This is a genomic window from Streptomyces sp. ISL-99, from assembly GCF_018614005.1.
Lineage (GTDB): Bacteria > Actinomycetota > Actinomycetes > Streptomycetales > Streptomycetaceae > Streptomyces > Streptomyces flavidovirens.
Map to the genome: position 1 here is coordinate 151,042 of NZ_JAGGPC010000048.1, position 20,598 is coordinate 171,639.

General features: G+C 71.5%; 15 protein-coding genes. 12 read left to right on the plus strand and 3 right to left on the minus strand.

Annotation, left to right across the window (positions count from 1 at the left end):
- Positions 1-22: 22 nt before the first annotated feature.
- The gene (gabT, locus tag J7E91_RS28310) at positions 23-1,357 is read right to left on the minus strand and encodes a 4-aminobutyrate--2-oxoglutarate transaminase (RefSeq protein ID WP_214909415.1); all 1,335 of its coding nucleotides are present in this window, start codon (positions 1,355-1,357) and stop codon (positions 23-25) included.
- Between the two features lie 259 nt (positions 1,358-1,616).
- On the opposite strand from gabT, the gene J7E91_RS28315 reads away from it, so the two are divergent.
- From J7E91_RS28315 to aroA, 5 genes are all read left to right on the plus strand, one after another.
- A complete protein-coding gene (locus J7E91_RS28315; RefSeq protein ID WP_214909417.1) occupies positions 1,617-3,737 on the plus strand; it encodes an ATP-binding protein in 2,121 nt (706 codons plus the stop codon).
- Between the two features lie 114 nt (positions 3,738-3,851).
- Positions 3,852-5,480: a PucR family transcriptional regulator gene (locus J7E91_RS28320; protein ID WP_214909419.1), complete on the plus strand. Its 1,629-nt coding sequence runs from the start codon at positions 3,852-3,854 to the stop codon at positions 5,478-5,480.
- Positions 5,481-5,819: 339 nt separating this feature from the next.
- Positions 5,820-7,265, plus strand: coding sequence for an aldehyde dehydrogenase family protein (locus J7E91_RS28325; protein WP_214909421.1), 1,446 nt, complete (start codon positions 5,820-5,822; stop codon positions 7,263-7,265).
- Between the two features lie 197 nt (positions 7,266-7,462).
- Positions 7,463-9,403: an acyl-CoA dehydrogenase family protein gene (locus J7E91_RS28330; protein WP_214909423.1), complete on the plus strand. Its 1,941-nt coding sequence runs from the start codon at positions 7,463-7,465 to the stop codon at positions 9,401-9,403.
- Positions 9,404-9,506: 103 nt separating this feature from the next.
- A complete protein-coding gene (gene aroA / locus J7E91_RS28335) occupies positions 9,507-10,745 on the plus strand; it encodes a 3-phosphoshikimate 1-carboxyvinyltransferase (protein ID WP_214909426.1) in 1,239 nt (412 codons plus the stop codon).
- A gap of 22 nt (positions 10,746-10,767) precedes the next feature.
- On the opposite strand, the gene J7E91_RS28340 is transcribed toward aroA, so the two are convergent.
- Positions 10,768-11,274 (minus strand): DinB family protein, encoded by a 507-nt coding sequence (locus J7E91_RS28340; protein WP_308377376.1) that lies wholly within the window; start codon positions 11,272-11,274, stop codon positions 10,768-10,770.
- Positions 11,275-11,435: 161 nt separating this feature from the next.
- On the opposite strand from J7E91_RS28340, the gene J7E91_RS28345 reads away from it, so the two are divergent.
- The 7 genes from J7E91_RS28345 to J7E91_RS28375 all read left to right on the plus strand — a co-directional run bounded on the left by J7E91_RS28345 (position 11,436) and on the right by J7E91_RS28375 (position 19,389).
- Positions 11,436-12,158 carry a hypothetical protein gene (locus tag J7E91_RS28345; RefSeq protein WP_214909430.1) on the plus strand — a complete coding sequence of 241 codons (723 nt, stop codon included), beginning with the start codon at positions 11,436-11,438 and terminating at the stop codon, positions 12,156-12,158.
- A 58-nt stretch (positions 12,159-12,216) separates the two neighbouring features.
- Complete coding sequence (gene dxr / locus J7E91_RS28350; RefSeq protein ID WP_214909432.1) at positions 12,217-13,482, plus strand: 1-deoxy-D-xylulose-5-phosphate reductoisomerase; 1,266 nt, start codon at positions 12,217-12,219, stop codon at positions 13,480-13,482.
- Positions 13,479-14,780 carry an RIP metalloprotease gene (locus tag J7E91_RS28355; protein WP_214909435.1) on the plus strand — a complete coding sequence of 434 codons (1,302 nt, stop codon included), beginning with the start codon at positions 13,479-13,481 and terminating at the stop codon, positions 14,778-14,780. Before dxr ends, J7E91_RS28355 begins: the two co-directional genes overlap by 4 nt.
- Positions 14,781-14,888: 108 nt before the next feature.
- A complete protein-coding gene (gene ispG, locus J7E91_RS28360; RefSeq protein ID WP_214909437.1) occupies positions 14,889-16,043 on the plus strand; it encodes a flavodoxin-dependent (E)-4-hydroxy-3-methylbut-2-enyl-diphosphate synthase in 1,155 nt (384 codons plus the stop codon).
- A gap of 125 nt (positions 16,044-16,168) precedes the next feature.
- On the plus strand, positions 16,169-17,014 hold the full coding sequence (locus tag J7E91_RS28365) for a GNAT family N-acetyltransferase (RefSeq protein WP_308377380.1): 846 nt from the start codon (positions 16,169-16,171) through the stop codon (positions 17,012-17,014).
- 26 nt (positions 17,015-17,040) lie between these two features.
- A complete protein-coding gene (locus tag J7E91_RS28370; RefSeq protein WP_214909441.1) occupies positions 17,041-17,613 on the plus strand; it encodes a GNAT family N-acetyltransferase in 573 nt (190 codons plus the stop codon).
- 69 nt (positions 17,614-17,682) lie between these two features.
- The gene (locus J7E91_RS28375; protein ID WP_214909443.1) at positions 17,683-19,389 is read left to right on the plus strand and encodes a proline--tRNA ligase; all 1,707 of its coding nucleotides are present in this window, start codon (positions 17,683-17,685) and stop codon (positions 19,387-19,389) included.
- Positions 19,390-19,661: 272 nt separating this feature from the next.
- On the opposite strand, the gene J7E91_RS28380 is transcribed toward J7E91_RS28375, so the two are convergent.
- Complete coding sequence (locus J7E91_RS28380; RefSeq protein WP_214909445.1) at positions 19,662-20,573, minus strand: aminoglycoside phosphotransferase family protein; 912 nt, start codon at positions 20,571-20,573, stop codon at positions 19,662-19,664.
- Between the last annotated feature and the right edge of the window lie 25 nt (positions 20,574-20,598).

Below are 20,598 nucleotides of genomic sequence, written 5' to 3' on the forward strand. Positions count from 1 at the left end.
TTCTTCACAGGTCGCAACCCGGTCAGACGCCGGCGAAGGCCGCCTCGATGATGTCCAGACCCTCGTTGAGCAGGTCCTCGCCGATGACGATCGGCGGGAGGAAGCGGAGCACGTTGCCGTAGGTGCCGCAGGTCAGGACCAGCAGACCCTCGGCGTGGCACGCCTTGGCGAGGGCGCCGGCGGCGGCCGCGTTCGGCTCCTTGGTGTCGCGGTCCGTCACCAGCTCGATGGCGATCATGGCGCCGCGGCCACGGATGTCACCGATGATGTCGAACTTCTCGGCCATGGTGGCGAGACGCCCCTTCATGACCTCTTCAATCCGCTTGGCCTTCGCGTTGAGGTCGAGCTCCTTCATCGTCTCGATGGAGCCGAGCGCGCCGGCGCAGGCCACCGGGTTTCCGCCGTACGTGCCGCCCAGGCCGCCGCCGTGCGGGGCGTCCATGATCTCGGCGCGGCCGGTCACGGCGGCGAGCGGCAGACCGCCCGCGATGCCCTTGGCGGTGGTGATCAGGTCGGGGACGATGCCCTCGTCCTCGCAGGCGAACCACTGGCCGGTGCGGCAGAAGCCGGACTGGATCTCGTCGGCGACGAAGACGATGCCGTTGTCGTTGGCGAACTTCACGATCGCCGGCAGGAAGCCCTTGGCGGGCTCGATGAAGCCGCCCTCGCCGAGGACCGGCTCGATGATGATCGCGGCGACGTTGTCGGCGCCGACCTGCTTCGTGATCTGGTCGATGGCCTGCGCGGCGGCCTCGGGGCCGCAGTTCTCGGCGCCGGTCGGCCAGCGGTAGCCGTAGGCGACGGGGACGCGGTAGACCTCGGGGGCGAACGGGCCGAAGCCGTTCTTGTACGGCATGTTCTTGGAGGTCAGCGCCATCGTGAGGTTCGTACGGCCGTGGTAACCGTGGTCGAACACGACGACCGCCTGGCGCTTGGTGTACGCGCGGGCGATCTTGACGGCGTTCTCGACGGCCTCGGCGCCGGAGTTGAACAGCGCGGACTTCTTGGCGTGGTCGCCGGGCGTCAGCTCGGCGAGCGCCTCACAGACCTCGACGTAGCCCTCGTACGGCGTGACCATGAAACAGGTGTGGGTGAAGTTCTGGAGCTGCGCGGAGGCACGGCGTACGACGGCCTCGGCGGACGCGCCGACCGACGTCACGGCGATGCCGGAGCCGAAGTCGATGAGGCGGTTGCCGTCGACGTCCTCGATGATGCCGCCGTCCGCGCGCGCGGTGAAGACGGGCAGCACGGAGCCCACGCCACCGGCGACCGTGGCGGTGCGCCGGGCCTGCAGCTCTGCCGACTTCGGGCCGGGAATCGCGGTGACGACGCGGCGCTCCTGCGGGATTGCGGTCATGGGGGGCTCCTGGGGGTGTTCCGGACGCTTCTTTACTTCGCAGGCTAGGGGTGGTGGGTGGGGGGTGGCATGTTCCGTTCGGGAGAAGTGGGGGCGTGTCCTTGTCCGTGGCGGACATAGCGGCGGGCGGCTGGGGGCCGTGCGGGCGCGGGCGACATGCCCCCCGCCCACGCGCGCGGGGCGGTGAACTGCCCAGCGCCGGGCACTAGATTGAGGCCCTGCGCACACGCTGGTCAGGGGATGAGGGGCAGGGCAGCACATGAACACCGAGGGCACCGGCACACCCGACGCACGCGCCACCACCCGCGCCACCAACCCCGTACCGCACCCCGCCGGCCCGCCCCCCTCCGCACCACCCGCCGTACCGCCCGCCCCCACCCACGCCCCCACCACCGGCCCGACCCTCACCGAATGGCTTCGCACGCCACGCAACGCCGACGGCCCCGGCGTCTGGTCGTACGGTCATGTCCCGCGCCCCGCGGAGGAGCCCGAGACGATCCCCGGGCGCCAGCTCGTCAGCGGGGCCCTGATCTCGCTCCTCACCGCCCTGCTGATCTGGTCGCTCTGCTGGAACGGTTACATCAGCTTCTGGCTCTGGCCGCTGTTCTGGTTCACCCCCGAATCGTGGCGCGAGGACGGCGGCAACATGGCGTACGTCTGGGTGTCGTACCTCTACTACGGCCTCTTCGCCCTCCTCCTCGCCGTCGCCTTCGGCCGCATGGGCCGCTGGGCCGAGGTCGTACGCCGCTACCTCCTCCCCAAGCCCAGCCCGGCCGGCCCCGTCCCCGACCCCCGCACCGAACCCGGCTCCGCCGCCGACCCCGCCGAGTGGCCCGAGCTGCGCGGCGCAGGCCAGGCCGAGGCCGCCGCGAGGCTCGCCGAGGAAGCCAGGTCCGGGCGGATGAACGACGTCGACTACGCCCGGATCCGCCGCGCCTGGCAGTCCGTCCAGGCCGACCCGTCCCGGCTGAGCGCCTTCACGGACACCGTCCTGCGCAACGGCGCCGCCGCCTGCACCCACCCCTCCGGCGCGCGCGACCTGCCCGTACGCGCCGCCGCGCACGACCTCCGCGCCCGCCAGGTCAGGCTCGGCACCGTCCACCCCGGCGAGCGCAATCCGTACGCCCGCCGCGGCACCGGCCTCGCCCTCGACCCGGAGCTGCTCGGAACCTCTCTCGTCGCCGTCGGCCCGCCCGGCACCGGCAAGACCCGGTCCCTCGTACGGCCCGTCGTCGAATCGCTCGCCCTCCAGGCGCTCGCGGGCCAGGCCGCCGTGATCGCCGTCGCGGCGGCCGGCGCGCTGCTCGGCCCGGACGAGGCGTACGACGTCGTCATCAAGCTCGGCGACCCGGCCTCCGCGTACGACCTGGACCTGTACGGCGGCACCACCGACCCGGACGAGGCCGCAGCCGTACTCGCCGAGGGCTTCGTGGGCGATCTTCCCGACGTCGACAGCCGCCGCGCCGCCACCGCCCTCGCCCAGCTCCTCGGCCCGTTCCGCGGCGCCTACGGCCGCTTCCCCTCCGTACCCGAGCTGCGGGAGCTGCTCGACGGCGTACCGACCGCCCTCGCCGCGCTGCGCGGGGCGCTCGACGACGGTACGCAGTACGCCCTCCAGCGCGAACTCGACGCGCGGGCCCGGCAGTCGGGGACGCCGGGGGACCCCGGTATCGCTCTCGCCGACCGGGTCGCGCTGCTCGACCGGCCCGCGTTCGCCTCGTTCTTCGACACGAGCGGCTCGGCGCGGCCCTTCTCGCTGCGCTCCCTGGAGCATCCGCTGCGGGTCCGTATCGACCTGCCCGAGCGCGGTCACGCCGAGGCGTCGCGGATGCTCGCGCGGCTCGTCCTCGCCCAGTTCACCGCGAGCGCCGCGCACCGCGCCGACCGCTCGCTCTTCGCCTGCCTGGTACTGGACGACGCGACGCGCGCGATCACCGCGGAGACGGTGCGGGGCATCCAGCGGCTGAGGTCGGCCCACGCGGGCGCCGTGATCACGCTGCGGTCGCTCGACGACGTACCGGAGAACCTGCACGCGGCGCTGCTCGGCGCGGTCGGGTGCCGGATGGCCTTCTCGGGAGTCACGACCTGGGACGGGAAGCGGTTCGCGGAGGCGTGGGGGACCGAGTGGGTCGAGACGCGTGACGTGACGAGCCGGACGGTCTTCGCCGACCAGCCACTGACCCGGGCCCTTCACGTCTTCCGGCGGATCGTGACCGGCAAGGCCGTGACGACGGACGCGATCACGGTACGGAAGGTCGAGCGCGAGCGGTGGTCCGCGTCGGAGCTGGCGCATTCGGTGCCGGCCGGGCACGCGGTGCTGTCGTTGACGACGGTGCGGGGGGAGCACGCGCCGCCGCTGCTGGTGGACCTGCGGAGCTGAATGGCGCGGCGCGCGGTGCCGGAGACCCGTACGCCCTGGCAGAATCGATATGAGCCGTTCATACGCGACGGCGAAAAACTTCCGAAAAATCCTCCGTCCTAAGGTCAACCGTCCATGCCGCCCACCCTCGCCTCCCTCGTCCACCATTCGGCGCTCAAGCTCACCGTGCGCGCGGGGGAGGACCGGCTGGACACGCCGGTGCGCTGGGCCCACGTCAGTGAGCTCCCCGACCCCGTGCCCTACATGGAGGGCGGCGAGCTGCTGCTCGTCACCGCCGTGAAACTCGAAGCCGAGGACCCGGAAGTGATGCGGCGGTACGTGCGGCGGCTGGCCGGCGCGGGTGTCGTGGGGCTCGGCTTCGCCATCGGCGTCCACTACGACGACATTCCGCAGGCGCTCGTCGACGCGGCGACGGAGGAGGGGCTGCCACTGCTGGAAGTGCCGCGCCGTACGCCCTTCATCGCCATCAGCAAGGCCGTGTCCGCCGCGAACGCCGCCGACCAGTACCGCGCGGTGACCGCCGGTTTCGAGGCGCAGCGCGAGCTGACGAAGGCCGCGCTGTCGGGCGACGGCCCGGGGGATCTGCTGGCGCGCCTGGCCTCGCACGTGAACGGCTGGGCGGCGCTGTACGACGTCTCCGGCGCGGTCGTCGCCGCCGCGCCCGACTGGGCCGCGCGCCGCGCCGCCCGCCTCACGGCCGACGTGGAACGGCTGCGGGAGCGGCCCGCGCCGGCGAGTTCCGTCGTCGGAGGCGGCGGGGCGGACGGCGACGCCGAGGCGGACGACCGCGTCGAGCTGCAGTCGCTGGGCGCGGGGCGACGCGTGCGCGGCGTACTGGCGGTCGGGACCGGGGCCCCGCTGGGGACGGCCGAGCGGTACGCCGTCCACTCGGCCATCGCGCTCCTGACGCTGACGACGGAGCGGTCGCGGTCCCTGCAGGCCGCCGAACAGCGGCTCGGTGCGGCGGTGCTGCGGATGCTGCTGGCGGGGGAACCGGACCATGCGCGGGCCGTCGCCGGCGACCTGTACGGGGCGCTGCTGGACGCCCCCTTCCGGCTCCTCATCGCCGAGCGGGCGGCCGCGGAGACGGAGGGCGCGCCTACGACGTCGGATCCCTTGCACGCGCTCGCCGAGGCGATGGAGTCGGCGGCGCTGCGGGCCGGGGAGCCGGTTCTGGCCGTGCCGGACGGCGACCGGCTTGTGGTGCTCGCGGCGGACGGAGGAGACGCGGTGCGCGCGTGCCTCGCCCATGCGGAGGCACGGCGCGGCGACTCGGCGCGGCCGCACGAGCCGGCGGACGAGGACGAGCTGGTGGTCGGCCTTTCGGCGCCGGCCGGGCCGATAGCGGCGGTCGGGGCGTACAAGCAGGCCGAACAGGCGCTCTCGGTGGCGCGGCGGCGGGGGCGTGCGCTGGTCGAGCACGAGGAGCTCGCGGCCGGCTCGGTGATGCAGCTGCTGGCGGACGACGCGGTCCGGTCTTTCGCGGACGGCACGCTGCGGGCCCTGCACGAGCACGACGCGAAGGGCCGGGGCGACCTCATCGCCTCCCTGCGGGCGTGGCTCTCGCGGCACGGCCAGTGGGACGCGGCGGCGGCGGACCTGGGCGTCCACCGGCATACGCTGCGCTACCGCATGCGGCGCGTCGAGGAAATCCTGGGCCGCTCGCTGGACGACGCGGACGTACGGATGGAGCTGTGGCTGGCGCTGAAGGCAACATCGGGGACGGGGTCCGGCTCCGCCTGATGGGGGGTGCCGGGGCGCTGCCCCAGACCCCGCTCCTCAAACGCCGGAGGGGCTGAGAGTTGCCGCTGCGCGGCAAATCCAGCCCGTCCGGGGGTCTGGGGGCATGCCCCCAGTTCGGGAAGGGGCGGGTAGGGGAACAGCGCCGCAGGCACCCCGCACCCCGCACCCCACCCCCGCCACGCGTCCCCGCCCCCCAGCCGGAGGCGTAACGGCGTGTCGTCCTCCAAACCGGCGTCCCCGCGACCCGCAGCACTCCACCTCGGACAAACGACCTGCGGCCTCCGCACCCCTACCGTGGTGGACATCAGCACCCACCCCCTCGGAAGGGCCGGAAACGATATGACTTCCACCCACGCCTTCTGGCTCGCCGGCCGCCAGGCCACCGGCGAGGACGCGTTCGACGTCACGTCCCCCTGGGACGGCCGGCTCGTCGGCTCGGTGAGCATCCCCACCGACGCGCAGGTCGAAGAGGCCGTCGCCGCCGCGTACGCGGTCGAGGCCGAGTTCGCGGCCACACCCGCGCACGTCCGCGCCGCCGCCCTCGACCACGTCAGCAAGCGCCTCGTCGAGCGCACCGAAGAGATCGCGCAGCTCATCTCCGCGGAGAACGGCAAGCCGATCAAGTGGGCCCGCGGTGAAGTCGGCCGCGCCGTTTCCGTGTTCCGGTTCGCAGCCGAGGAAGCCCGCCGTTTCAACGGCGGCGAGGCCCAGCGCCTCGACACCGACGCCGGCGGCACCGGCCGCCTCGCCCTGACGCGCCGCTTCCCCCGCGGCACCGTCCTGGGCATCGCGCCGTTCAACTTCCCGCTGAACCTGTGCGCGCACAAGGTCGCCCCGGCCATCGCCGTCGGCACCCCGATCATCCTCAAGCCGGCGCCCGCGACGCCGCTGTCCGGCCTGATCCTGGGTGAGCTGCTCGCCGAGACGGACCTCCCGGCCGGCTCCTGGTCCGTCCTCCCCGTGGCCAACGACAAGATGCCGGCCCTCGTCCAGGACGAGCGCCTGCCCGTCATCTCCTTCACCGGTTCCGAGACCGTCGGCTACGCGATCATGGACTCCGTCCCGCGCAAGCACTGCACCCTGGAGCTCGGCGGCAACGGCGCGGCCGTCGTCCTGGCCGACTGGGCCTCGGACGAGGACCTGGACTGGGCCGCGACCCGTATCGCGACCTTCTCCAACTACCAGGCCGGCCAGTCCTGCATCTCCGTGCAGCGCGTGATCGCCGACGCGTCCGTGTACGACCGTCTCGTCCCGAAGATCGTCGCGGCCGTCGAGGCCCAGGTCACCGGCGACCCGAACGACGCTGCCACCGACGTCGGCCCGCTGGTCAACGAGGACGCCGCCAAGCGCGTCGAGGCGTGGGTCGACGAGGCCGTCAAGGCGGGCGCGACCCTGCTCACCGGCGGAAAGCGTGAGGGTGCGTCGTACGCCCCGACCGTTCTCGCCGACGTACCGGCCGACACCACGATCTCCTGCGAGGAGGTCTTCGGCCCGGTCCTGACGGTGCGCAGGGTGGAGGGCGAGGCCGAGGCGTTCGCCGCGGTCAACGACTCCAAGTACGGCCTCCAGGCGGGCGTGTTCACGCACGACCTCCAGACGGCCTTCCGCGCCCACCGCGCGCTGGAGGTCGGCGGCGTGGTCGTCGGCGACGTCCCGTCGTACCGCGCGGACCAGATGCCGTACGGCGGCGTCAAGCAGTCCGGCGTGGGCCGCGAGGGTGTGCGGTTCGCGATGGACGACTACACGTACGAGCGGGTCATGGTCCTCACGGGCCTCGCCCTCTGACCTCGTACGACACCTGAGCCACGGCCGGAGCCCACTGTGCGGGGGCTCCGGCCGTTCCCTTGTGCCGCGAACGCCGATCGTCGCCGATCGGTGCGCCAGGGGTGGTGAGGATGCCGGGAATCGGGTAGATACGGTCGAGTAAAACCGGTCGGTAATGCGACCGACCGGGCCACGACTCGCGGCGAGGTGAGCTCCTCATGTCCGCACAACCGACCCAGCAGCCCAAGGTCTCCGAGCGCGAAGCGCGCCAGGTCGCGGAGGCGGCGCGCGAACAGGACTGGCGCAAGCCCAGTTTCGCCAAGGAACTGTTCCTCGGCCGCCTGCGCATGGACCTCATCCACCCGCATCCGATGCCGCCGCCCCAGGACGCGGCGCGCGGCGAGGCCTTCCTCGCCAAGCTCCAGGACTTCTGCGAGACGAAGATCGACGGCGCGCGGATCGAGCGCGACGCGAAGATCCCCGACGAGGTGATCAACGGGCTCAAGGAGCTCGGCGCGCTCGGCATGAAGATCGACATCAAGTACGGCGGCCTCGGCCTCACCCAGGTGTACTACAACAAGGCCCTGGCGCTCGTCGGCTCGGCGAACCCGGCCATCGGCGCGCTCCTGTCGGCGCATCAGTCGATCGGCGTACCGCAGCCGCTCAAACTTTTCGGCACGCAGGAGCAGAAGGACACCTTCCTGCCGCGCCTCGCCCGTACCGACATCTCCGCCTTCCTCCTCACCGAGCCCGACGTGGGCTCGGACCCGGCCCGGCTCGCGACGACGGCGGTGCCGGACGGCGACTCGTACGTCATGGACGGCGTGAAGCTCTGGACGACGAACGGGGTGGTCGCCGACCTGCTGGTCGTGATGGCGCGCGTGCCGAAGTCCGAGGGGCACAAGGGCGGCATCACCGCGTTCGTGGTGGAGGCGGACTCGCCGGGCATCACCGTCGAGAACCGCAACGCGTTCATGGGCCTGCGCGGCCTGGAGAACGGCGTCACCCGCTTCCACCAGGTACGGGTCCCCGCCGCGAACCGCATCGGCCCCGAAGGCGCCGGCCTGAAGATCGCCCTCACCACGCTCAACACCGGCCGCCTGTCGCTGCCCGCGATGTGCGTGGGCGCCGGCAAGTGGTGCCTGAAGATCGCCCGCGAGTGGTCGTCGGTGCGCGAGCAGTGGGGCAAGCCGGTCGCCTACCACGAGGCCGTCGGCTCGAAGATCTCCTTCATCGCCGCGACGACCTTCGCGCTCGAAGCCGTCCTCGACCTCTCCTCGCAGATGGCCGACGAGGACCGTAACGACATCCGCATCGAGGCCGCCCTCGCCAAGCTGTACGGCAGCGAAATGGCCTGCCTCATGGCCGACGAGCTGGTCCAGATCCGCGGCGGGCGGGGCTTCGAGACGGCCGACTCCCTGGCGGCGCGGGGCGAGCGGGCCGTCCCCGCCGAGCAGATCCTGCGCGACCTGCGCATCAACCGCATCTTCGAGGGCTCGACCGAGATCATGCACCTCCTGATCGCGCGCGAGGCCGTCGACGCCCACCTGAAGGTGGCGGGCGACATCATCGACCCCGACAAGCCGCTGTCGGCGAAGGCGAAGGCGGGCGCGAACGCGGCGGGCTTCTACGCCAAGTGGCTCCCGAAGCTGGTGACCGGCCCCGGTCAGCTCCCGCGCTCGTACGCCGAGTTCCACCCGCCCGGCCACCCGGACCTCTCCGTCCACCTCCGCTACGCCGAACGCACGGCACGCAAGCTCGCCCGCTCCACCTTCTACGCGATGTCACGCTGGCAGGGCCGCATGGAGACGAAGCAGGGCTTCCTCGGCCGCATCGTCGACATCGGCGCGGAGCTCTTCGCGATCAGCGCGGCGTGCGTACGCGCCGAACTCCTGCGTACGACAACGGACCACGGCCGCGAGGCGTACCAACTGGCCGACGTCTTCTGCCGCCAGTCCCGCATCCGGACGGAAGAACTCTTCAACCGCCTGTGGACCAACACCGACGACCTCGACAACAAGGTCGTCAAGGGCGTCCTGTCCGGTACGTACACCTGGCTGGAGCAGGGCATCGTCGACCCGAGCGGCGAGGGCCCCTGGATCGCGGAGGCCGCACCCGGCCCCTCCGAACGGGAGAACGTCCACCGCCCGATCCGCTGAGCGGACCGTGTGTGACCGGGGTCGGCGGCCGACCGCCGACCCCCGTCGTCCAAAGGGCGAAACAGCCCGTGTCCGCCGCCGCGTACCCGGCAGGATGGGCCGCGTGACCGTCGTAGACATCCCCGGATCCAAGTCCGTGACCGCGCGTGCCCTCTTTCTCGCCGCCGCGGCCGCCGGAACCACCACCCTGCTGCGCCCGCTGCGCTCGGACGACACCGAGGGCTTCGCCAAGGGGCTCGGCCGGCTCGGGTACCGGGTGGACCGGGAGCCCGACGCCTGGCGCGTCGAGGGGCGCCCGCAGGGCCCGGCCGTGAGCGAGGCCGACGTCTACTGCCGCGACGGCGCCACCACCGCCCGCTTTCTGCCCACGCTCGCAGCGGCCGGCGCGTCCGGTACGTACCGCTTCGACGCGTCCCCGCAGATGCGCCGCCGCCCGCTCGCCCCGCTCACCGACGCACTGCGCGCGCTCGGCGTCGACCTGCGCCACGAGGAGGCCGAGGGCCACCACCCGCTGCGGATCGCCGCCGTCGGCATCAAGGGCGGTGAAGTGACCCTGGACGCGGGGGAGTCGTCGCAGTACCTGACCGCGCTCCTGATGCTCGGCCCGCTCACCGCCGAGGGCCTGCGGATCACCGTCACCGACCTCGTCTCGGCGCCGTACGTCGAGATCACGCTCGCGATGATGCGCGGCTTCGGCGTCGAAGTGACCCGCGAGGGCGACACCTTCACCGTCCCGCCCGGCGGCTACCGCGCGACGACGTACGCCGTCGAGCCCGACGCCTCCACCGCGAGCTACTTCTTCGCGGCGGCGGCGCTCTCGCCCGGCCGCGAGGTCACGGTCCCCGGGCTCGGCGCGGGCGCGCTCCAGGGGGACCTGCGCTTCGTCGACGTACTGGAGCGGATGGGCGCGCAGGTCCGCGTCACGCCCGACAGCACCACCGTCCGGGGCACCGGCACCCTGAACGGCCTCACCGTCAACATGCGCGACATCTCCGACACCATGCCGACGCTGGCGGCCATCGCGCCGTACGCCGCGGGACCGGTCCGCATCGAGGACGTGGCCAACACGCGCGTGAAGGAGTGCGACCGGCTGGAGGCGTGCGCGGAGAATCTGCGCCGGATGGGCGTCACGGTCGCCACCGGCCCCGACTGGATCGAAATCCACCCCGGCACGCCCCGCCCCACCGAGATCGCCACCCACGGCGACCACCGCATGGCGATGTCCTTCGCGGTCACATCACTGCGCACCACACCCGGCGTCACCTTCGACGATCCTGGCTGTGTACGGAAAACCTTCCCGGCCTTCCACGAGGCCTTCGCGGCGCTTCAGCGCGCCTGGTGACCCGTCAGGCGCTCGCCGCGCCTCACACGCCGACGCTTCCGTCGATCGCCTCGCGGAGGAAATCGGCGTGACCGTTGTGGCGGGCGTACTCATGCATCATGTGCAGCATCACCACCCGCAGGGACACGTCCTCGCCCGTCCTCGCCCAGACGCCCGTCACGTCCAGCGACTCCGCCTCCGCCTCGATGCGGCGCGCGTGCTCGACTTCCGCCTGCCAGGCGTCGAACGCCTGCGACCGGGTGGTGGAACTCGCGTCGTACGCCGCCTGGAAATCGCCCTCGTCCGACCACACGAGCGGTATGTCGTCGCCGTTGATCACCCGCCGGAACCACGCCCGTTCCACCTCCGCCATGTGCCGCACCAGCCCCAGCAGCGACAGCGTCGACGGCGGCATCGACTGCTCGCGCAGGTCCTCGTCGGTCAGCCCCTCGCACTTCATGGCGAGCGTCGCGCGGTGGAAGTCCAGGAAGGCGCGCAGTGTCTCGCGCTCACCTGCGATGGAGAACGGACTGATGCGGTCGGTGGTCACGGAGAGCTCCTTCTCGTACGGGCGACCGGGGGCGGCGCCTGTGGCGCGAGCCGCACCCATGCACCACAATCGTGCCCTCACCCACGCGTCAACAGAACCAGGGGTCACGCATGTTCGGGGCGGGAAGGCACAACAGGCGGCGGCGTGGGGTGGCCCTCGCCGTGGGCGGACTTCTGTTCGCGGGTGCGGTCGGGTGCGGCGGCGAGGGCGACGGCGGCGGGCAGGACGACAAGAAGCCCAGCGGTAAGAGCAAGGCCACCGCGAGCGCCACCGGGCCCAAGGCGCTCACCGAGGCGCAGCTCACCGCCGCCTCCTTCACCGACGGCGAGACGGTCGGCAAGTACACCGCGTCCGAGTACACCCTCGGCGCGCCCCACGGCGACGACTACACCGCCGACCCCGCCGTCTGCCAGCCCCTCGTCAGCCTCGCCGCCGACGTGACCGACTACGACCTGAAGAGTGAGGTCAACCGCCAGGCGGACGTCCCGGACGAGATGCTCGGCCTCACCGTCGCCGTCCAGCTCCGCTCGTACGGAGGCGGCGACGCCGCCCGCGTCATGAAGGCGCTCGACAAGGCCGGCGAGGAGTGCGCCGACGGCTTCACCGAGGTGCGTGCCGTCGCGAAGGGGAAGTACCTCAAGGTGGAGCCGGTCAAGGCGCCCGAGTTCGGAGCCGGCGCGGACGAGGCCAGGGCGTACCACTTCACGATTCTGGACGTGAAGGGCAAGCTCAAGCTCCACGAGTACCTCACCGTCGTACGCTCCGGCTCGGCCACCCTCTCCTTCCGCGGCGAGATCACCGACACCAAGGACTTCGGCGGCGTGCCCGAGGAGGTCACCGACGCCCAGTGGGAGAAGTTCCGGGCGGCGGTGGGCCCCAAGTGACCCGGATCGACGGGACGTGCTGTCCAACCGGTGAGCCATTGCGGCAACAATGGGGGTCATGAGCGACAGCCCAGCCCCCCTCGCCGACCCGCACATCGCCTTCGACCCGTCCGAAGGCCGCCGGGACATCGTCGTCCTCGGCTCCACCGGGTCCATCGGAACCCAGGCCATCGACCTGGTTCTCCGCAACCCCGACCGCTTCCGCGTCACCGCGCTCTCCGCGGCCGGCGGCCGGGTCGGACTGCTCGCCGAGCAGGCGCGGCAGCTGCGGGTCCGTACCGTCGCGGTCGCCCGCGAGGACGCCGTGCCCGCGCTGCGCGAGGCGTTGAAGGCGCAGTACGGGACCACAGAGCCGCTCCCCGAGATCCTGGCCGGGCCCGACGCCGCCACCGAGGTCGCCGCGTCCCCGTGCCACACCGTCCTCAACGGCATCACAGGATCCATCGGCCTCGCCCCCACCCTCGCCGCCCTCGAAGCGGGCCGTACCCTCGCGCTCGCGAACAAGGAGTCGCTGATCGTCGGCGGCCCCCTCGTGAAGGCGTTCGCCAAGCCCGGCCAGATCATCCCGGTCGACTCCGAGCACGCGGCGCTCTTCCAGGCGCTGGCCGGCGGCACCCGCTCCGACGTACGCAAGCTCGTGGTCACCGCGTCAGGCGGCCCCTTCCGCGGACGTACGAAGGCCGAACTGGCGCATGTCACCCGTGAGGACGCCCTCGCGCACCCCACCTGGGCGATGGGCCCGGTGATCACGGTCAATTCGGCCACCCTGGTCAACAAGGGGCTCGAAGTCATCGAGGCGCACCTCCTCTACGACATTCCCTTCGACCGCATTGAGGTGGTCGTCCACCCTCAGTCGTATGTTCACTCGATGGTGGAATTCAGCGACGGCTCGACGCTCGCCCAGGCGACGCCGCCCGACATGCGTGGCCCGATCGCCATCGGCATCGGGTGGCCCGAGCGTGTCCCGGACGCCGCCCCCGCCTTCGACTGGTCCAAGGCGTCGACCTGGGAGTTCTTCCCGCTCGACAACGACGCGTTCCCCTCCGTGGCACTCGCCCGTCACGTCGGTAGGCTCGCGGGCACGGCCCCCGCGGTGTTCAATGCCGCGAACGAGGAGTGCGTCGACGCGTTTCTCGCGGGACGGCTGCCGTTCACGGGAATCGTGGATACGGTCGCCGAAGTAGTGGCCGAGCACGGCACCCCTCGTACGGGAACCTCGCTCACGGTCGCGGACGTCCTGGAAGCCGAGACCTGGGCACGAGCCCGGGCCCGTGAAATCGCAGTACAGACAGCTGCACAGGCAACAGCGGAGGCTCGCGCATGACGACGGTCCTGTTGACGGTCCTCGGGATAGTCATCTTCTTCGCCGGGCTGCTCATCTCCATCGCCTGGCACGAGCTCGGTCACCTCTCGACCGCCAAGCTCTTCGGCGTCCGCGTGCCGCAGTACATGGTCGGCTTCGGACCCACCATCTGGTCGCGCCACAAGGGCGAGACCGAGTACGGCATCAAGGCGATCCCCCTCGGCGGCTACATCCGCATGATCGGGATGTTCCCGCCGGGAACCGACGGGAAGATAGAGGCAAGGTCGACCTCCCCGTGGCGCGGCATGATCGAGGACGCCCGTTCGGCGGCGTACGAGGAACTGCGGCCCGGCGACGAGACGCGCCTCTTCTACACGCGCAAGCCGTGGAAGCGCGTGATCGTCATGTTCGCCGGACCCTTCATGAACCTGATCCTCGCCGTGGCGATCTTCCTCGGTGTCTTCATGACGATCGGTCTGAACCAGCAGACGACCACGGTGGACCAGGTCGTCCCCTGTGTGGTCGCGCAGAGCGAGAACCGCGACTGCCGCAAGGGCGACCCCGCGTCGCCGGCCAAGGCCGCCGGCCTGGAGAAAGGCGACAAGATCGTCGCCTTCAACGGCAAGCCCGTCGAGGACTGGACCACCCTCTCGGACCGCATTCGCGAGACCATCGGCCCCGCCACGATCACGGTCGAGCGCGACGGCCGGGAGAAGGTCCTCCACGCGAACCTGATCGCCAACAAGGTGGCCAAGAAGGACGCCCAGGGCCAGCCCGTCGCCGATCAGTACGTCGAAGCCGGCTACCTCGGCTTCGGCCCCGGCATGGCCGTCACGCCGCTGTCCTTCACCGACTCGGTGGACCGGATGGGCGTCATGATCGAGTCCGGTGTGGACTCGCTCATCGCCCTGCCGTCCAAGGTCCCCGACCTGTGGAACGCGGCGTTCAACGGCGAGGAGCGCAAGGCCGACTCCCCGATGGGCGTGGTCGGCGCGGCGCGCGTGGGCGGCGAGATCCTCGGGCTCGGGCTGCCCATGGAGAACACCGCCGCGATGATGCTGTACCTCGTCGCGGGCTTCAACCTCTCCCTCTTCCTCTTCAACATGCTGCCGCTCCTGCCGCTCGACGGCGGGCACATCGCGGGAGCCCTGTGGGAGTCGCTGAGGCGCAATGTGGCGAAGGTCTTCCGGCGGCCCGACCCGGGCCCCTTCGACGTCGCCAAGCTGATGCCCGTCGCGTACGTCGTCGCCGGGATCTTCATCTGCTTCACGGCGCTCGTGCTGGTGGCGGATGTGGTCAATCCGGTACGAATCTCCTGAGCGGACTCGCAGACGTGGTGTGCTCCGGGCTTTCGCGGTGACGTAACCTCGATGTCCGGAGCCCGCCGATCTCGGGACCTTGATCCACACCTTGGGGTTGCACAGCAGATGACTGCAATTTCTCTCGGAATGCCGTCCGTTCCGACGAAGCTCGCCGACCGTAGGGTCAGCCGCAAGATCCAGGTCGGATCAGTGGCGGTCGGCGGGGACGCGCCCGTCTCGGTGCAGTCGATGACGACCACCAGGACGTCCGACGTCGGCGCGACGCTCCAGCAGATCGCGGAGCTGACGGCCTCGGGCTGCCAGATCGTACGGGTGGCGTGTCCCACCCAGGACGACGCGGACGCGCTGGCGACCATTGCGCGCAAGTCGCAGATCCCGGTGATCGCGGACATCCACTTCCAGCCGAAGTACGTCTTCGCGGCCATCGACGCCGGCTGCGCGGCGGTCCGGGTGAACCCGGGCAACATCAAGCAGTTCGACGACAAGGTCAAGGAGATCGCCAAGGCGGCCTTGGAGACCCGCACCCCGATCCGCATCGGTGTGAACGCCGGGTCGCTCGACGCGCGGCTGCTGCAGAAGTACGGGAAGGCCACCCCGGAGGCGCTCGTCGAGTCGGCGCTGTGGGAAGCCTCCCTCTTCGAGGAGCACGGGTTCGGTGACATCAAGATCTCGGTCAAGCACAACGACCCGGTCGTGATGGTCAACGCCTACCGGCAGCTCGCCGCGCAGTGCGACTATCCGCTGCACCTGGGTGTGACGGAGGCCGGTCCGGCGTTCCAGGGCACGATCAAGTCCGCAGTGGCCTTCGGCGCGCTGCTGAGCGAGGGCATCGGCGACACCATCCGGGTCTCGCTGTCCGCGCCGCCGGTCGAAGAGGTCAAGGTCGGCCTTCAGATCCTGGAGGCGCTCAACCTCAAGCAGCGGCGTCTGGAGATCGTGTCCTGCCCGTCCTGCGGCCGCGCGCAGGTCGACGTCTACAAGCTCGCCGACCAGGTGGCCGCCGGTCTCGACGGCCTGGAGGTGCCGCTGCGCGTCGCCGTCATGGGGTGTGTCGTCAACGGTCCTGGTGAGGCGCGTGAGGCGGACCTCGGTGTCGCGTCCGGCAACGGCAAGGGCCAGATCTTCGTCAAGGGCGAGGTCATCAAGACCGTGCCCGAGTCGAAGATCGTCGAGACGCTCATCGAAGAGGCGATGAAAATCGCCGAGCAGATGGAGAAGGACGGCGTCATGTCCGGCGAGCCGGCGGTCTCCGTCGGCTGACGCGCCCGCACAACGACGACACGGAGCCCCGCCCCCACCGGCGGGGCTCCGTTCCGTAGGCGACGCCCCGCGGACACGCCCGGTAGAGTGCGGAGATCAGAAGACCGTACGGTGAGGCCCCTCACGTGTTGACTCAGACCACTACCCGGGTCCTCGACCCCGGCGAACTCGGCGCCGCGCTCGCCATCCTCGAAAGCGAGCCCGTCGCCAACGCCTTCGTGACCTCGCGCGTCCAGGCCGCCGGCCTCGACCCGTGGCGCCTCGGCGGCGAGATGTGGGGCTGGTACGCCGACGGCCGCCTCCGCTCGCTCTGCTACTCCGGCGCCAACCTGGTCCCGATCTGCGCCACCCCCGAAGCGGTACGCGGCTTCGCCGACCGCGCCCGCAGGGCCGGCCGCCGCTGCTCGTCGATCGTCGGCCCCGCCGAGAGCACCAGGCAGCTGTGGCGGCTGCTCGAACCCAGCTGGGGCCCCGCCCGCGAAGTACGCCCGCACCAGCCGCTCATGGTCACCGAGCAGCCCTCGCCCGACGTCCGGCCCGACCCCCGCGTCCGGCGCATCCGCAAGGCCGAGATGGACGTGATCATGCCCGCGTGCGTGGCGATGTTCACCGAGGAGGTCGGCGTCTCGCCGCTCGCGGGCGACGGCGGGCTGCTCTACCAGGCGCGGGTCGCCGAACTCGTCGCGGCGGGCCGGTCGTTCGCCCGCATCGAGGACGGCAAAGTCGTCTTCAAGGCCGAGATCGGCGCCGCGACCTCGCGGGCCTGCCAGATCCAGGGCGTCTGGGTGGCCCCCGAATTCCGCGGCCAGGGACTGTCCGAGACCGGCATGGCTGCCGTTCTGCGCTACGCGCTGGCCGATGTCGCGCCCGTGGTCAGCCTGTACGTGAACGACTTCAACACGGCGGCGCGTGCGTCGTACCGCCGGGTCGGCTTCCGCGAGGTGGGCGCGTTCATGAGCGTGTTGTTCTGACGCCGCCCCGAAGTAGGGTGCGCTGCATGGCACCTCTTTCCGGGGGCGGACCCCAGACCCCCGCCGTAGTGGTCGCGCCGGTCGATCTCGCCGCGCGCGTGGACGAGGCGCTCGCCGTACAGGCCCTCGCCTTCGGGCTCACCGACGAAGAGATCGGTGTACGCCGGCACATCGTGCTGCGGCACCTGCTCAGCCCCGGCGCGCGGGCGCTCGGCGCCACGACACCCGACGGACGGCTCGTCGGCTTCGTCTACGGGATGCCCAACGACCGTACGCACTGGTGGTCCACCGTCGTCGAGCCGTACCTGCGCCGCACCGGCAACGACGACTGGCTCGACGACTCCTTCGTCATCACCGAACTGCACGTCGCCCCCACCCACCAGGCACGCGGCATCGGCCGCGAGCTGATCACCACCATCACGGACGCCGCCGCGCAGCCCCGCTCGATCCTCTCGGCCATCGACATCGAGAGCCCGGCCCGCGGCCTCTACCGGGCGCTGGGTTACGTCGACCTGGCGCGCCAGGTCCACTTCCCGAGCGCCCCGAGGCCGTACGCCGTCATGGGTGCGCCGCTACCGCTGCGCCGTCACGGCCAGTAACGGATTTCCCGTGTCTGTGCCGCCCGGCTAACCTCCTTGCCATCACACTTTTCTTCGCAGGAGTTCACCATGGCCCAGGTCCAGCGCATGTCCCGTCTGATGGTCAAGACACTGCGTGACGACCCGGCGGACGCCGAGACGCTCAGCCACAAGCTGCTGGTGCGCGCAGGCTATGTCCGCCGGAACGCGGCGGGGATCTGGACCTGGCTCCCGCTGGGCAAGAAGGTCCTCGACAACATCTCGCGCGTCGTGCGCGAGGAGATGGACGAGATCGGCGCCCAGGAGGTGCTGCTGCCCGCCCTCCTGCCCAAGGAGGCGTACGAGGCGAGCGGCCGCTGGGAGGAGTACGGCGACCTGCTGTTCCGTCTCAAGGACCGCAAGGGCGCCGACTACCTTCTCGGCCCGACGCACGAAGAGATCTTCACGCAGACGGTCAAGGACCAGTGCACGTCCTACAAGGACCTGCCAGTGATGCTCTACCAGATCCAGACGAAGTACCGCGACGAGGCGCGTCCGCGCTCCGGCGTGCTGCGCGGCCGTGAGTTCCAGATGAAGGACTCCTACTCCTTCGACACGACGGACGAGGGCCTCGCCGAGTCGTACGCGCTGCACCGCGCCGCCTACCAGAAGATCTTCACGCGCCTGGGCCTCGACTTCCGCATCGTCTCCGCCGTGTCCGGCGCGATGGGCGGCTCGGCGTCCGAGGAGTTCCTGGCCCCGGCCGCGGCGGGCGAGGACACCTTCGTGGACTGCCCGGCGTGCGACTACGCCGCCAACACCGAGGCCGTGACGTTCAGCGCCGAGGCCGTCGCCGCCGCGTACGACGGCTCGGAGCACGGCCCGGTCGAGGAGCTGGACACCCCCGACACCCCGACGATCGAGACGCTCGCCGACCACCTGGGCGTACCGGCGTCGGCGACCCTCAAGAACCTGCTGGTCAAGGTCGACGGCGAGATCGTCGCCGTGGGCATCCCCGGCGACCGCGAGGTCGACCTCGGCAAGCTCGGCGAGCACCTGGCGCCCGCCGTGGTCGAGCTCGTCACGGCCGAGGACTTCGTGGGCCGTCCCGACCTCGTACGCGGGTACGTCGGCCCGCAGGGCCTGGAGAAGGTCCGCTACATCGCCGACCCGCGCGTCGCCGCCGGCACCGCCTGGATCACCGGCGCCAACAAGCCCGACACCCACGCGAAGAACGTCGTCGCGGGCCGCGACTTCGAGGTCGACGAGTACCTCGACGTCGTGGTCGTCGAAGAGGGCGACCCCTGCCCCAAGTGCGGCACCGGCCTCAAGCTCGACCGCGCCATCGAGATCGGCCACATCTTCCAGCTCGGCCGCAAGTACGCCGACACCTTCCAGCTCGACGTGCTCGGCCAGCAGGGCAAGCCGGTCCGCGTGACCATGGGCTCGTACGGCATCGGCGTCTCGCGCGCCGTGGCCGCGCTCGCCGAGCAGTCCGCCGACGACAAGGGCCTGTGCTGGCCCGCCGAGATCGCCCCGGCGGACGTGCACGTCGTCGCCGCGGGCAAGGCGCTCCAGACCGAGCTGGCCGTCGAGGTCGCGGACAAGCTGGGCGCGGCGGGGCTGCGGGTGCTGGTGGACGAGCGTCCGGGCGTCTCGCCGGGTGTGAAGTTCACGGACGCCGAGCTGATCGGCGTACCGAAGATCCTGGTGGCGGGGCGCCGCAGCGCGGAGGGCGTCGTGGAGCTCAAGGACCGCCGCACGGGCGAGCGCGAGGAGCTGACCGTCGACGAGGCGATCGCCCGCCTGACGGCCTGAGGCCCGGCCGGGAGGTGCGGGTGCGGGTGCCTGCGGCGCTGTTCCCCTACCCGCCCCTTCCCGGCCGTGACATTTGCGGCTCCGCCGCGGGGGGCTCCGCCCCAGACCCCGCTCCTCAGACGCCGGAGGGGCTGAGAGTTGCCGCTGAGCGGCACGTCCAGCCCGTCCGGCGTTTGAGGACACGCCCGAAGGGCGTCCCGGGGGTCTGGGGGCTTGCCCCCAGTTCGGGAAGGGGCGGGTCGGGGAAAGCCCGCGCAGCGGATCCGGGCCGGTTACAGCCAGGCCGCGAACTCCAGCAGGAGCTCCGCGTCCTGGTGGCGGCCGGCCGCGGTCGCCCGTACGCCCGACTCCACCGCACGGAACAGCGTCCAGCCGTGCAGCCTGGCCCGGTCGACGTCCAGTGAGTCGGCGAGCCTGTTCACCCGGCGGCGGGTGGCGGACGGGCCGCCGGCGGAGGCGACCAAGTCCTCGACGCGGTCGCGGACCAGCCGGGCCAGGTCGTACGCCCGCTCGCCGACCAGCGGATCGGGCCCGACGGCCAGCCACGGCGCCCGGTCGCCGGCGAGCACCTTGCCCTGCCTGAAGTTGCCGTGCAGGAGCAGGAGTTCGTCCGCGGATGCCGTCAGTTCGTCGCGCGCCGCGAGGGCGGCCTCGATCAGCGGGGCCAGCGCGGGGTCGGCCGAGCGCATCGCCGCCGTCTGGCGGGCCGTGCGCCCGGCGACCGTCTCGAAGACGTGGTCCGGGGGCGGCTCGATCCAGAGCCGGCGTACGATTCCGGCCGCCTCCAGGAGGGCCTTGGCCTCCGGCAGGGAACGCAGCGAGACCTCGGAGTGCAGGCGCTCCAGCAGGAGTTCACCCGCGCCGGCGGCCGCGTCGGCGCCGGCATCGGTGTCGAGCAGCTGGACCGCTCCCCAGCCGTTCCAGTGCGCCAGCGCCGCGCGCTCCAGGGCGGGCCCGGCCGCCTCCGGTGCGATCTTGAGCGCGGCGGGGGTGCCGTCCTGCTGCCGTACGAGGACGACCAGGCTGCTCCTGCCGCCGGGGTTCTGCACCCGCTCGATAGTCAACTTCCGCCGGGACACCGCCTCTTCGGCAAGTTCGGGCACCTGCCCGAGCCAGTCGGCGGCCACGTCCGGGTACACCTCGCCGAGCGCTCGTACGAGACGCTGCGGCGGTTCGAAAAGCATGCGTGTGGTGTCCCCTTCAGAGGCC